The sequence below is a fragment of the Sporomusa termitida genome, assembly GCF_007641255.1.
Taxonomy (GTDB): Bacteria; Bacillota; Negativicutes; order Sporomusales; family Sporomusaceae; genus Sporomusa; species Sporomusa termitida.
The window spans coordinates 3,200,017-3,213,263 of the sequence record NZ_CP036259.1; the positions used below are offsets into that span (position 1 = coordinate 3,200,017).

At 52.8% G+C, this 13,247-nt stretch carries 11 protein-coding genes; 1 reads left to right on the forward strand and 10 read right to left on the reverse strand.

The window, feature by feature from the left end; all coding sequences use genetic code 11:
* Positions 1-18: 18 nt before the first annotated feature.
* The 9 genes from SPTER_RS15115 to SPTER_RS24815 all read right to left on the reverse strand — a co-directional run bounded on the left by SPTER_RS15115 (position 19) and on the right by SPTER_RS24815 (position 11,475).
* A complete protein-coding gene (locus SPTER_RS15115) occupies positions 19-969 on the reverse strand; it encodes a DUF169 domain-containing protein (protein WP_144351138.1) in 951 nt (316 codons plus the stop codon).
* A 25-nt stretch (positions 970-994) separates the two neighbouring features.
* Positions 995-2,080, reverse strand: a complete 1,086-nt coding sequence (locus SPTER_RS15120) for a (Fe-S)-binding protein (protein ID WP_144351139.1) — start codon at positions 2,078-2,080, stop codon at positions 995-997.
* Between the two features lie 50 nt (positions 2,081-2,130).
* The gene (locus SPTER_RS15125) at positions 2,131-2,961 is read right to left on the reverse strand and encodes a TIGR04282 family arsenosugar biosynthesis glycosyltransferase (protein ID WP_144351140.1); all 831 of its coding nucleotides are present in this window, start codon (positions 2,959-2,961) and stop codon (positions 2,131-2,133) included.
* A gap of 540 nt (positions 2,962-3,501) precedes the next feature.
* Positions 3,502-4,659: a DUF362 domain-containing protein gene (locus SPTER_RS15130; RefSeq protein ID WP_144351141.1), complete on the reverse strand. Its 1,158-nt coding sequence runs from the start codon at positions 4,657-4,659 to the stop codon at positions 3,502-3,504.
* A complete protein-coding gene (locus SPTER_RS15135) occupies positions 4,656-5,984 on the reverse strand; it encodes an MFS transporter (protein ID WP_246105314.1) in 1,329 nt (442 codons plus the stop codon). Before SPTER_RS15135 ends, SPTER_RS15130 begins: the two co-directional genes overlap by 4 nt.
* Before the next feature lie 126 nt (positions 5,985-6,110).
* Complete coding sequence (locus SPTER_RS15140) at positions 6,111-7,358, reverse strand: L-lactate MFS transporter (RefSeq protein ID WP_144351142.1); 1,248 nt, start codon at positions 7,356-7,358, stop codon at positions 6,111-6,113.
* An 817-nt stretch (positions 7,359-8,175) separates the two neighbouring features.
* On the reverse strand, positions 8,176-8,511 hold the full coding sequence (locus SPTER_RS15145) for a 4Fe-4S dicluster domain-containing protein (protein ID WP_144351143.1): 336 nt from the start codon (positions 8,509-8,511) through the stop codon (positions 8,176-8,178).
* Between the two features lie 28 nt (positions 8,512-8,539).
* Positions 8,540-10,780 carry a molybdopterin-dependent oxidoreductase gene (locus SPTER_RS15150; RefSeq protein WP_144351144.1) on the reverse strand — a complete coding sequence of 747 codons (2,241 nt, stop codon included), beginning with the start codon at positions 10,778-10,780 and terminating at the stop codon, positions 8,540-8,542.
* Positions 10,781-11,334: 554 nt separating this feature from the next.
* Positions 11,335-11,475: a hypothetical protein gene (locus SPTER_RS24815; RefSeq protein WP_170233291.1), complete on the reverse strand. Its 141-nt coding sequence runs from the start codon at positions 11,473-11,475 to the stop codon at positions 11,335-11,337.
* 518 nt (positions 11,476-11,993) lie between these two features.
* Here SPTER_RS24815 and SPTER_RS15155 point away from each other — a divergent pair.
* Positions 11,994-12,953: an Rpn family recombination-promoting nuclease/putative transposase gene (locus tag SPTER_RS15155; protein ID WP_144351145.1), complete on the forward strand. Its 960-nt coding sequence runs from the start codon at positions 11,994-11,996 to the stop codon at positions 12,951-12,953.
* Here SPTER_RS15155 and SPTER_RS15160 read toward each other — a convergent pair whose 3' ends face one another.
* Positions 12,954-13,229 carry a hypothetical protein gene (locus SPTER_RS15160; protein WP_144351146.1) on the reverse strand — a complete coding sequence of 92 codons (276 nt, stop codon included), beginning with the start codon at positions 13,227-13,229 and terminating at the stop codon, positions 12,954-12,956.
* Between the last annotated feature and the right edge of the window lie 18 nt (positions 13,230-13,247).

Consider the following 13,247-nt stretch of genomic DNA (forward strand, 5'->3'; position numbering starts at 1 on the left):
GCAAATTTAACATTGTACTTACCGGACTGTCAGCTGTATGGCTTTTTGCGGACACTGGCCGGCACAGGTATAGCAGGCGCAGCATTTTTCCGCCGCCGGCGCACTGGCCTTTTGCTGCCCGCCGTCAGCTACCAGCTGCAGCACGGCTTCCGGACAAAATGCCTCACATAAGCCACAGCCCGTACAGCGGTCGGCGTCAATCCGGATGGCAACTGTGCCGGCGCTTGCCGGCCCCGGCACCGAGACTTTATCAATAACCGGCGGCATATAAATTTTCCGCCGCGCTTCCGGAATACTTTTGGCTGCCAGCTTTGCCAGCGCGTCCGCCAGTGTTCCCAATTCTTGAAACGGCACGGAAACATAGGCTTCAAAATCACTGATCTCGCTGATCGCCCGGGCGCCATAACAGCCAAACGAAATGTTCATTTTCTGGTTTTTCATAACCTGTACAGTCAAATCGGCACAGGTGGAATTGTAGCCGGAGGTGTGGAAGGCATGGCGCTCGCCGGTGCTATAGCTCGCTGCACAGCACAGCCACATCAGTTGTTCCGGATACAGCGTGAAAATGACTACATCCGGCTCAAAGCCGGCATCTTCCAGCGGGGCCAGCACCGTTGCCGCATAGGTTCCCGCAGCAAACTCCTGGCGGGTGGCTATCATTTTCCGGGCACAGGCCAGCGTCGGCAATTTCTTGAACAGCAGATACAATTCACCGGACCGCAGTTTGGGGGACATGGGAATCAAACCCATAATCGCGGCCCCGTCCGGACAGGCATGCTTGCGGGGCGGCATATACAGGCTGTTGCCCCGCCTGGCAATGGTAATGGCCTGACAGTGCCTAAGCGGAACTGAGGGTTCATATACATGCTCAGGCACTTCTTCCCCTGGTTTCAACAGTTTTACGGCCACAGGCGACCATCTGAGCGTCAGTATAGTGGTAAGTGTTGTCGCAAGTTCACGATAATTCAAGCTTCTCGGTCTCCTTTGTAAACGGTTACTCGGCCATCATTTCTGCCCACAGTCTTTCCCCGGCGGCCCCGGCCAACATCTGGCCGGCCCGGGCCTTGGCCCCCTTAAAATCCTCACTTATTGCCAGGAGTACATTCAGGGCATGGGTCACCGGCATGGCGGCTTTACCTTCCAGTTTCAGGACACAGCTTAAACAGTAGCCGATGAGAATATCGGCGCCGGACTGCCGGGCTTCCGCCAGTCTTGCCTGTACGAGTTGTTCGGTTAAATCCGGGCGAAAATGGGAAAGCTGCCCGCCACTGCCGCAGCAAATGGCCTGGGCCCCGCTATGCTGCATTTCCCGCAGGGAAAAACCAGCCTGAGCCAACGCCTGCCGGACCTGCCGGCCAAAGCGGCGGGCAAACCGGTCGGGGCAGGCATCATGAACAGTACACTTGATTTTGCTGTTCCGGTCAGTTGGTGCCAACTTCAGCATTTCATACACCGTCCGGACACTGACATTACAGGCCTGAAAAACGGGCTCCAGTTCGTAATAACACCCGGGACAGGCTGTAATAACCCTGGTTATGTTATGCTGTTGCAAAAATTCTTGCAGTTGGCCCTGCAGGGCTTCGGCTCTGGGCCGCAGGCCCAGCTGCCGCAGGGGTTTGCCGCAGCAGGCTGTCCAAAAGCCCCGGCAATCTACGTCAGCCTGCAGGCGGTAAAAGACCGCCCGCGTCAGTCCCGGTGAATAGGTCAACAGGGTACAGCCGGGAAAAAACCAGGTTCCCCCGCTGCCGGCATTCTCTATATCACCGTAGTCAACCCCGTAGCAGCGGCGATACATATTCATAACATTGTTGGGCCGGTCGGGAAACAGATACCGGTATTCATTACTGTCAAATTCTCCTTGCCTTACCGCTTCCTCCCGGCGGCAGGCAAACAGCTGCCGCGGGCTTAAGCCCAGGGGGCAAACCGCCTCGCACGCGCCGCACAGCGAACAGCTGAAAGCTTCGGTAACCGACGCCCCCCGGCCGGCGATACGGGCCGGTGATTCTCCTGTTTGTGCCAGAAATTGGCACAGGGCAGTACATTTACCACATTCCACACAATCCTTAGCTAACATATCCATACATCATTTTCCTTCAAAACACTGCTTCGCTGCTGCCGGCGCTCTCCGCTTCAGCGGTTTGGCGGCACGGCCGAGCTTTCCAGGCCGATTTCGTCTAAGACGGCCAGAGTATTCACCGGCACCTTGATGTTTTTGTCACACCGGGCCGCCAGTTCCAGCGCCTTGATCACCGGAATCATGCTGGCCAGGTCCACCGGAATATCCACATCAGGCGCGGCTTCCACCACCCCAAACGGAATATTCTGTTGGGCCGCTTTGGTGACGAGCATATCCAAAGCCGTTATCCCGTCGGTGTTGTAAAATACCCGGTTAAAATCGAACGGGGTCGTACAGGTGTAACCGACAACAGAAAAGCCCCCTTCCTGGCAGGCCCCTTCGACCAAAGCCGCTCCCAGCCCCGGGGGGGCAGTCTCAATACTCCGGGCCGCATTCCGGCCCGGCTCGCTGCCGGCCAGCCGTTCCAGCTTGGCAACCGTATCCTGCAGGATGACAGGCTGCAAACTGGGCAGGTCACCGCCGACAATCACCACACTGTCGGCCAGGCGGTCGGGAGCGCCATTTTTCAGAATATAGTCGGCTGCATATTGCATACACTGGTCGAAATTGCCGCCCTGGTCGGCATAAACTTCTTTAATCTGCGACCGGTCGGCAGTCCTGGCCAGTAATTTTTCCAGGTACTCACGGTCACCAGCCTGGTTATAGCAGACCCGGACCTCGCCGCTCCCGGCTGCCAGACAAACATTAATCACATCCAGCAGACAGCCTTCATAAAAAGCCATTGCCTCTGCCGGCGTCAATATCCCGCCCCGGTTTGCCGTAAGCCGGGTCTTGGTATCTCCGGCCTTGGGAACTTTGGTAAAAACAACGATTGTGGTGCGCATGGTGTAACCTCCTATATCTACCTCTACCTTTGTCGTCTGCCAGGCACAGTTTGTACTCCGGTTGCAGGTGCTCCCGCCTGGCCCGGCATTTCTCATTAACTTGTTATTGCCTACTTCTAATGCAAAACTCATGCCAACTGTTTGTTTGCTGGCCAAAGCCAGCATGCCCTTATAGATAAAGCATTTATGCCAGCAATGCTGTGCGGCTTCCTATTATCATTTTTTCATTTTGAGAAACATCCCGTTTTTTTGTCTCATTTTAAAATTACTGCGTCTCTGCCGCCCCGGGACTCAGTCCTGAAACCTGGCTTGGGCCCTGGCGGCAAAGCCCGCCAACGCTAAAGATTCTTCCTGTCCTTTAACCAGGTTTTGCCTGCCTAAATTTTGCCAGGATAAAGAAAACACGACTTGCGCCGAGCCTTTGGCGCAAGCGGAAGCCGCTGTTTCCCTTATCCGGGGAAAGTTATCCTTTCTATCCGGATAAAAACCAGCGGCCTGCACTGCGCCCGGGGCGGCAGGCAAGCCGCTGCTGCCAACTTGTCAAAATACCTCAATTAATTCGTATTCCAGTGATCCCATACCAATGTGGGCCGCATGTTCCATCTGAATGGCAGCATTGCGTTCAGGAAATGCCAGTTGACCCAAGGTATGTCCGTAAGCAGCTTTCGTCAGATCCTGGGTTGCTTTGTCAATCGCCACCGGGTCCCAGGCGGCAAGAATTCCCAGATCAGGTATTAAATTGTCAGCCGGTTGTTTGACAAGGCAGTCGCAGTGTTTCGTCATATTCAGCAAGACATTAATATAAAAACATTTACCCGGCTTATTAATCACTGCTCCCCAGGCGTGTTCAGCCATACTTTTCTGCAGAAAACCCTCATCGGCAGTAAAATCATAGGTAACGGCATCGAACCGGCAGACAGCAATACATTCGCCGCAGCCAATACAGCGATTGTCAGCAATATACATCTTGCCAGCCTGTTCAATAATAGCGTCAGCCGGACACCACTGCCGGCATTTTTGGCAACCGGTGCACAGGCTCGGCTTAATGGCCGGCAGTATGGCCGAATGCTGCCGCCTTTTCCCCTTACGGCTTGCTAAGCCCATGCCAAGGTTTTTAATACAGGCTCCTAACCCTGTGGAAATGCACCCCGTGGCATGAGAGACCACGAACAGCGCATCAACCCCCATCAGCTCTCTGGCAACATGTACTGTTTTATGCAGCTCCCCGGGGATAGGCACCTCATATTCGGTATTACCCAGCAAGCCGTCAGCCATCAGAAAAGGGGCGCCGACCTGCTCAATGCCAAAACCCTGGCGATGGGCCTGCAGCAGATGGTTAACCGCATTATGCCGCTCACCCTTGTACAGGGTTGAGGTTTCCGTCAAAAAGGGATTTCCGTTTGCTGCTTTGACCTTGTCCACCAATGCCCGTATCAGTTCAGGCCTGACGCGGGTATTATTCTCCCCTTCCCCCACATGCAGTTTAATAGCCACGAAATCATTACCGGTGATGATCGCTGCGGCATCGGCTGCCATGTAAAGCCGGTGCATTGCCTGCACCTGGGCCTGCACAGCATCACCATCTGCCAGCCTGGCAAAATATACTTTAGCTGTCAGGCTAATCTCCCCCTTTACCATAGAACTAACTTTTGGGTTATCCTGGTCAGGTCTGGCTGCCAATGCCAACCACCTGCTCATACTTTTCTAACCCAGAGCGTAATCATCGCTACCGCGCCAATCAGGCAGAATGCCACCAAACACATCAGCCCGCCCATATAGTTGCCGGTCATATTGATGAAATAGCCGACAATCATTGGCGTAATGGCTCCCCCCAGGCTGCCCAGACAGCTCTCAAAGCCACTGCCGGCCCCCAGGGCCTTGGCCGGCACAACCTTTTGGATAATGGCCCAATGACCGGGCTGGCCGATAAGCAGAGAGGCTACAGCCACAATCAGCCACAGCGCCGCTTCAATCTGCCCGGTAGCATGAGCCGCAAAATAAATGCCCACTGCGGCCCCCAGCATATGCAGGATACCGAAAGTCGCTTTTCGCTCAATCTTATCGGTTACATAGCCGGCAATAATCAGAGCAACAATCCCTACGGCATAGGGAGCATTCGCCCAGAAGCCCATACTCGTCCACGAAAAGCCCAGGGCCTGTTTCAGATAGGAGGGAATCCAGGTCGCCAGCCCCCACCAGGCGGAAGTACTGAAAACATAAAAAATCACACATAGCCAGTAGTCGAAGTTGAGCAAAAATCCCTTCCAGTTCTCCCAGGCCGAATTGGAATCAGCCGCAGCTCTGGTGGCCAGGGCCTCGGCCTCCTCTCTTAAACCGTATTCGATATGCTCCAGTTCCAGGTGATTGACCCGTTTGCTTTCGCGCGGACTGTCGGTAGTGAAAAACCAGATGAGGACCAGCGGAATCAGTCCCAGTGCCGCCAGGATGAAAAAACTGGACCGCCAGCCCCAGGCCCCGATAACCCAGACCATAAAAGGCATGGCTAACGCCGGTCCGGCTGTTAAACCAATCAGCCAGGTTGAATTTGCCCGGGCCCGCTCCTGCGGCGGGAACCAGTTTTTTACATATTTCATCTGCATCGGCCAATGCATGCCTTCGCCTAAGCCCAGGATACAGCGGGCTGCAACCATGCCGGCAAAGGTAGACACAAGGCCGCCGTAAATACAGGAAACTATCCATAAAACAATCGCTACCGACATTACCTTACGCGGTCCCCATAAATCGCCCAGCGGACTTAGCAATGCATTAGTAATGGCATACGTAAACAAAAACATCGACATCAATGAGCCCATTGCCAGGGCATCGCCCTGGATGCCCATCTCCTGGAGAAAGGTGTCGTCGGCAACCAGTACGGATATATTGACCCTGTCCAGATACGCAACTAACAATGTCACCAGCAGGATGAGTATCACGACCACCCGCTGTCTGGTTGGTTTCTCCCCTGCTGCTGCCAGACCAGTCAAGCCGTTCTGACCATCGCCCGGTGTTTTCTGCTCCCCCATGCAAACTCTCCTTCAATTTGATTTGCTGAATTGTTTTCATTAAATATGGCATTGGTGATTGATTACCCGTTGAGGTACGCAATGACCAATGTCACTGCAAGTAAGGCAGTAAAACTGCTGTTACTTCTACATAGCACCGGCTGTGCCGGCACGGATCTGGCCGTCCCGTTTATCCAGGGCCCTGAATAGCAGCGCAAACAGCAGGCCCAGTACATTCAGCCCTAACGCAATCCAGAAAGCCTGCTCATAATTGCCGGTGGCGACCCGGACCGTTGCCGCCGTCATCGGGCCGAATATCGCCGCTAAACTAAAACCAATAAAGGTGATCCCATAGTTAACCCCGAAATTTTTCAAACCATACCTTTCACTTATAATTGACGGCATAGTACTCATGAACCCGCCAAAGACGGCGCCAACCCCGATCCCGGAAACGGCAAACCCGGCTACCGAGCCGGTAAAAGCCAGATTCAGCATGGCCAAGGCCGAAATGACGTACATGACCATGATGGTGCTGGAACGGCCGATTTTATCTGATATATACCCAAAGGCTACCCGCCCCAGGGCATTGGAGATCGCAACCAGACTGACAAAGAAGGCCGCATCCATTGGCGTCAGTTTAAACATCTGCTGGCCGATGGGCGAGGCAAAGGCTGTGATCATCAGGCCGGACATAGCGCCGCAGGTGAGCATAACCAGAACCACCCACCAGATTTTATCCCGCAGCATCTGGGTCCAGGTCAGATCGGACGCCGCCGGCCGGGAAGCAGTGACAGCCACCGGCGGCGTCCAGCCCTCCGGTTTGAAGCCTGGTGGTGCTTTCTTAATAACCAATGAGCAGAGAAAAATAATGACAAAAAAGACAACACCCAGGATTTTAAAGGTGGTAAGCACCCCCACGCTGATAATCATGGAACCGGCAATCGGCGCAACGATCGTGGCCCCCGAGCCATACCCGGCTGCCACCAGGCCGGAAGCCAAACCTCGCCTGTCAGGAAAGAATTTGACAGTATTGCCTAAGGTTCCCGCATAAACAACCCCGCCGCCGATTCCGGCCAGAACGCTATAGGTAAAATAGAGCATTTCCACGCTGGCTACAAAACCAGTAATAAATAAACCGACGCTAAACATAATACCGCCGATAATAACATTGGCTTTAGAGCCTAAGCGGTCCTGGATATAACCGCCGCCGATCATGGCAACAGGACTCAGAGCGTGGTTAATCGTAAACGCCAGGGCAATGGCCGTTGCCGGCCAGCCAAATACCTTACCCAAGGGCAGGGAAAAGACACTCCAGGCATATAAAGTCCCTATACAGATATTGGTTATGATCGCGGCGACCAGGATCAGCCAGCGATTATACTTTTGTTCTGACATTTTTCTCCCTCTTTTCGCTTGTAATCCTTGCTATTCCTTACTAGACACTAGCTGTTGCTTTTAACAATGTAAACTTTCCCGGGTAATATTGCTATGATTAATTAATGGTGGAAAAATGCTGTATAGAGGCAGGCCTTACTGCATATTGGCCTGCCTCATTCCCCCTAAGATATCCTATATCAACTCTCATATCAGAAATACTCTACTTCTTTTCTGCATTGTCAGTGGGTAACTCGGTTCCGCAAAAAGGACACTTCTTCTGCTTAATACCGGCCATTGCCGAGACTTTCTTCTTGCAATTCGGACACTCTGTCGGCTTGGATAATGAAGCTGGTCGAAAACACATTATGTAGTACCTCCTTAACTATATAGTCCTAACGTTTCAGCTGCTTTCCGGCATTGCTGCCCCGCAACCACCTCCCCTGAGCCCTGATTAACAATGCTTGCCACTGCATTGTCGTCAAAGTAATCTCGCAATAAGTATGCCAAAGAAATTAAATACCGTCAGAACCAGCTTATAATCAGGGCCGGCGCTAGTTTTCCCCGGCGGCCGGCAGTAGGGTTACAATCTCTTTTTAGGATTTTCCAATCCTTAATTCCTGTTCATGCCAGGAAAAACAGGCGAAAGCAAGCTGCTCTGTTTTGCAAGCCTGTATCAAATTAGGAATAGGCCCGGGCTTGTCCGCTGCAGCTGCCTGTAAACCGATTCGCTGCCAGGATATTAAAAACACAATGCCACAACGGTCCCGGCCCGGGACCAGTCATGGCACTGGAGCTCGCTTATAAAGGCCTCAGGCTACGGCTGAGCGCTCTCGCCTTACGGCACAAACATTACTACCTTTTTGCCTTTATCTGCCATCTTTTTGGCCAGTTCCTCCACCGGTCCCACTTCCATGCACTGACCCAGGCAGTGAAGAGCGCAAGCCGGCTTCTCACCTTTGGCCACCCGGTCTTCACATAAATCACAGAGCTGGGTAGGAACAGGAACAAAATTCCATTCCCACTTATCGCCTTCTACATTCCAGGGACCCACTTCCGTCATCTTGATCCCCCATTTGTCCTTAGGGATATTTCTTTCATTCCGGCAGGCAACCTCGCAGCTATGGCAGCCTGTGCAATATTCATAATCAATCATTAAGCCATTACGCGACATCCTTATCCCTCCATTCAAATTTATCTTCTTAATCTTCTGCTTTATACACCTTGCAGAGTATGCTCTTGAAAGGAGCACCAAAGCCGAGCTTCCCAATGTGCTTATGAGGGATTAGTGTGTTGATATTCGATTTCCACACCCCATACAGGCTAGGCTCTTCCGCTTCTTCTTCCGGGAACCACCAGCCATGAGTGGCATGAACAACATCGGGTTTAATGGCCGGCATCAAATGAGCCTTTTCCTTGCACTTGCCAAACTGGTTTTCAATATAGACCCAGTCGCCTTCCTTAATCCCCAGGCTGGCAGCAGTTTGCGGATTGATTTCCATAATTGGATCCGGGTCAATATCGCGCAAGCTTTTAATCTGGCGATGCTCAGAGTGGAAAGAGGTAACCTTCCGGGCTCCGGTGGTAAGCACCAGTGGATATTCCTTGGCAAGCTCCGGTGTACTTACCGGGCTGTATGGCGGTTCTTTATAGTAAGGCAGCGGATCTTCGCCCCACTCTTCAAAGAGGGTCGAGCAAAGCTCAACCTTGCCGGTCACCGTATTGAAACCAGGCTCGCCGTCATAACGCAGCAGGCCTTGCTCGTGTTTCCGGTACGTATACCCCGGCTGGAACACGCCGGCTTCCCGCAGGCCGTTGAAGTCAATACCCAGCTCTGGCTTGAGCTGGTCACTGAAGAACTCTTCCACACTTGCCCACGGCCAGTTTTCCGGGTTGAGGCGTTTGCCCAGTTCCATACAAACTTCAATGTCGGACTTGCATTCTCCAACCGAGAACGCTTTGTTCATCGCGCCGACAAAGATCGCATTCCGGCCAAAGTGAGTAAGCACTACGCCATCGTGCTCGGCAAAGGTCGGCAACGGCAGGAATACATCGGCGAACGCCATGGCCGTCGGCGTCATAAAGCAATCCTGGACCACATTGAATTCCAGCGTTTTCAGTGCCTCATACCATCTTTGGGGAGCCGCCGAATTGGTGGGGGTAATAAAATTGCTGCTGTTGAACCAACCCATTCTCAGCCTATAAGGTTTGCCTGTTTCCAGAGTATCAAGGGTTTCATCCGGATGCGTAGTCGCCAGGGCAGTACTCAGGGCCGGCCATTCCTTGGCCCCGATCCGCTTGTCCCACAGCTCTTCTGAAATCTGAGACCGGGTTTCCACCCGCCATTTTCCCAGCAGGGCTGCGGGTGGCCCTAAGGTGATGCCGCCAGGCACATCGAGGTTGCCGGTAATGGCTGACAGCGACAGGATGGCATGACCAAGCTGAACACCATTGGGATTTTCGTCAACCGCCAGTCCCCATTGGATGGCAGTCGGTTTGGCCGTCGCCATGGCTCTCGCACATTCAATGATCTTGGCGGCCGGTATGCCGGAAATCTCGGCAACCTTGGCCGGCGGGTATTGTTGCACCCGTTCTTTAAGCTGCTCAAAACCATAGCACCAGTCTTCAACAAACTTGTGGTCATAGAGATCTTCGTTAATGATGACATTAAGGAAGCCGAGGGCCAGCGCAGTATCTGTTCCCGGCCGCAGCTGCATCCAGTATTCCGCCCGGGCCGAAAGCCAGTTCAATCTGGGATCGATCGAGATGATCTTGGTCCCCCGCTTCATCATGTCAACGATCGAATGGCCATAGAAGCCATCGGGGTTTGACCATAATGGCATTTTGCCCCACAGCACCAGGTATTCAGGTACTTTATAGGCAGGATTGTCATAACGGTCCGGATAGTGACCGGCAAAATCAATTTCCGGATAGCCGGCCCCCAGGATATAGTCGGTAATTGCGCAGCGAGGTCCGTAGCAGGACCAGCCGCTGAGCGGATAACAGACATTCGGGGTTTGGAGCGACGAAAAACCAAGCGGATAATAATACAGGCAGGCTTCCCGGCCGGTACCGCCGAACACGACGATCGACTCGGCCCCATGATTTTGCTTAAATCCGTTTACCTTTTCCACAATGATATCCCAGGCTTCATCCCAGGTGATTTTCTCCCACTTGTCTTGGCCCCGGTCTGCCGGGGCCCGCTTCATGGGATAAATGATCCGGTCAGGGTGATGTACGAATTCCGGCAGGGATAAACACCTGACACACAGCCGGCCCTGGCTGATGGGATGTTCAGGGTCCCCCTCGACTTTGACCAGCTTGCCGTCTTTAACATGTAATTTCATGCCGCAGCCTACCGGGTGATCTCCCGGGGGCGACCAGCCACAAGTTCGGACTGTATAACTCCCGTCTTCGTGTTGTTGCTTCCATTCTTTTTTCATAATCTCACCAACCCTTTCAAAACTCGCTTATGTATTGCCCAACCCTAGTACCTGCCACCACCCCCTTTAGGCATTGCCGGACCAGCCGTCCCGCCAGCGGTTATTTTGGCCGCTTAATTGGTGTCTACAGCCGCTGCCCCGAACCCTCCTCCGGTTTGCCTGTATCTCCCGGCCAGTATTAATGCAACAACCATGCCAGCATGCTTATCCTTTTATAAAGTGGCTTTCTACCAGGATTACTCAGCTTTTTTCCTTTGCCAGGTCCAAACGGGATGATCTCTTTTTGGGAGCCATACATTCTGCCTTGCCGTCGCCAATGCAGGAAAAACACCCAGCCATGGGCCAGTCCTCTTTTGCGAACACAATACTATTATGGGATCACCATAATAGCCCCGGCCACGCTCGTCCGCACCGGGACTCCGCCGGCCCTCCGGGCTCATCCGCGCCTGTTATCCTTCCTCAGCCGAAACCTGGCCAAAGGCGTCTTTATCTCCGGCCCCAGCCAAACAGCAGGCGCCGATTGTATCATAACAGGCGCCCAAGCAATACCCTGGTTATTTGTTAACCTTGGGTGTGGAATAGTTCTGTCCCGGTTTCCGTGCTGATGCCGGCAATTGAGGTTTAGCGGCAGTTTGCTCTTTCTCAGCCTGCTCGGACTGTTGAGCTTTTTCCTCGGTGCTTTTGTTGTCAGCCATGCAGATCACCTCCTTATAGCTGATTTATTAGCAATAATCATGCCAGCATGTACAATCCCCGTAGAGCCCGCTTATTATCAGGCCTGACAGCGTTATTTACCGGCAGCGGCCGCCTCAATCGATTTCTCTTTTTGAGATCCCCGGGTGGAAGCGTACAGGGGCAAAAGGCAGGAAGTCTGTCGGCAAACCCTCAGTCTATATTTGGGAGCATAATATCATTTTAGGATTGGCCAAAACCAGGACTGACCTTCCTTGCCGCCGGCATAACCTTACCCGGTGTCTACATTTTCAAGACAAATAAAAAAGGCTTGTCGCTAACGTTTTAAAAAAAAATGCCAAGCAGCACACCTTTTATAAGCAAAGAACACGGAAACAGCAGAAGCCCCGTTCCTGCTTGAGCACCCCGTGCGCACCCTCTGCCAGGAGAAGGGTGGAAACCCTGCGGTTGCGCCGTCCCCCTGGTTCATCTTGCCTCCCTCCTCCCGCTTATGCTATACTCAAGGTAAGGATGTGATACCATGCCGGCTGATCATACCTCTAATACTTCGCACCATGCCCATGATAAAGGCTATAAGCAGCTGCTATCCAATAAGCGGACCTTTCTCGCCCTGCTCAAAACCTTTGTGCGGGAAGAGTGGACCGCCGACCTCCGGGAAGAAAACCTGGTCCGGGTAGAAAAATCCTATATCCTGCAAGACTTTACCGAAAAAGAAGCCGATATTGTCTATGAAATGAAAACAGGATCTAACAACATTATCTTTTATTGTTTGCTGGAACTGCAATCCACCGTTGATTACCTCATGCCATTCCGCCTCCTGCTCTACATGACTGAAATCTGGCGGAACAGCTTCAATAATATTCCCTCTCAGGAACGGGAGAAAAAAGATTACCGGTTGCCTGCCATTATCCCCATTGTCCTCTATAATGGTACAGACAACTGGCGGGCTCCCGGACAGTTCAAAGAGATGCTGGCAGGTCATAATCAATTTGGCAGCCACTTACTGGACTTTTCTTATATTCTGCTGGACATCAACCGCTATCAGGAAGATGACCTCCGCAACATGGCCGGGCTTATCGCCAGTGTATTTCTGCTTGACCGCACAGTCAGGCAGGATGACGACATTATTACCCGCCTGCGGATCTTGATGAACGGCCTGCGGTGTATGCACCCGGATGATTTCCGGCAATTTACCGTTTGGTTGAAGCATGTGCTCAAACCGCGTATCACCCCGGCATTGCATAATCAAATTGACTCTATCCTGAATGAAGTAGAACCCGAGGAGGTGGAAGCCATGATTTCCAATATTGAGATTGCCCTCGCCGAAAGTCATCGCCGGGCTCAACTGGAAGGCAGGCTGGAAGGCAAACTTGCAGTCGCCCGCAAGCTGTTGCTTCGCGGCCACACACCGGCAGACATTATGGACTTAACAGAACTAACAGCCGCACAAATTCAGGAGTTGACAAAAGAATTGCAGTAACTAATTAGAGAAGCAAAATGAACGTCCCCCTGCTTCCATTGCCGGTTTGACCGCCTTGCCGACCAGGCCGGGCCGGCTGATTGGCCGTGAGGCTATAGCAGACATCAAAGCCAAGCGCATGTGTAGGGTATAACAACCTTGCACTGCGCTTTTAAATTCCCCCTGCAAACAGCTGGCGGCAGGGCCTGCAGCCTTCTGCCCCGGCCTAAGTGCTCCACTCTCGCTGGTTGTATAAGCTGCTGTAATTGCCGGTATTTCACAAACCTGATTTTCCAAACGGACGGCTCCCGGCTA

What these genes read in the sequence shown, in the direction of transcription:
- SPTER_RS15120 (WP_144351139.1), bottom strand. Translation starts at nt 2,080, where the DNA reads ATGGATATGTTAGCTAAGGATTGTGTGGAATGTGGTAAATGTACTGCC.
- SPTER_RS15125 (WP_144351140.1), bottom strand. Translation starts at nt 2,961, where the DNA reads ATGCGCACCACAATCGTTGTTTTTACCAAAGTTCCCAAGGCCGGAGAT.
- SPTER_RS15130 (WP_144351141.1), bottom strand. Translation starts at nt 4,659, where the DNA reads ATGAGCAGGTGGTTGGCATTGGCAGCCAGACCTGACCAGGATAACCCA.
- SPTER_RS15135 (WP_246105314.1), bottom strand. Translation starts at nt 5,984, where the DNA reads ATGGGGGAGCAGAAAACACCGGGCGATGGTCAGAACGGCTTGACTGGT.
- SPTER_RS15140 (WP_144351142.1), bottom strand. Translation starts at nt 7,358, where the DNA reads ATGTCAGAACAAAAGTATAATCGCTGGCTGATCCTGGTCGCCGCGATC.
- SPTER_RS15145 (WP_144351143.1), bottom strand. Translation starts at nt 8,511, where the DNA reads ATGTCGCGTAATGGCTTAATGATTGATTATGAATATTGCACAGGCTGC.
- SPTER_RS15150 (WP_144351144.1), bottom strand. Translation starts at nt 10,780, where the DNA reads ATGAAAAAAGAATGGAAGCAACAACACGAAGACGGGAGTTATACAGTC.
- SPTER_RS24815 (WP_170233291.1), bottom strand. Translation starts at nt 11,475, where the DNA reads ATGGCTGACAACAAAAGCACCGAGGAAAAAGCTCAACAGTCCGAGCAG.
- SPTER_RS15155 (WP_144351145.1), top strand. Translation starts at nt 11,994, where the DNA reads ATGCCGGCTGATCATACCTCTAATACTTCGCACCATGCCCATGATAAA.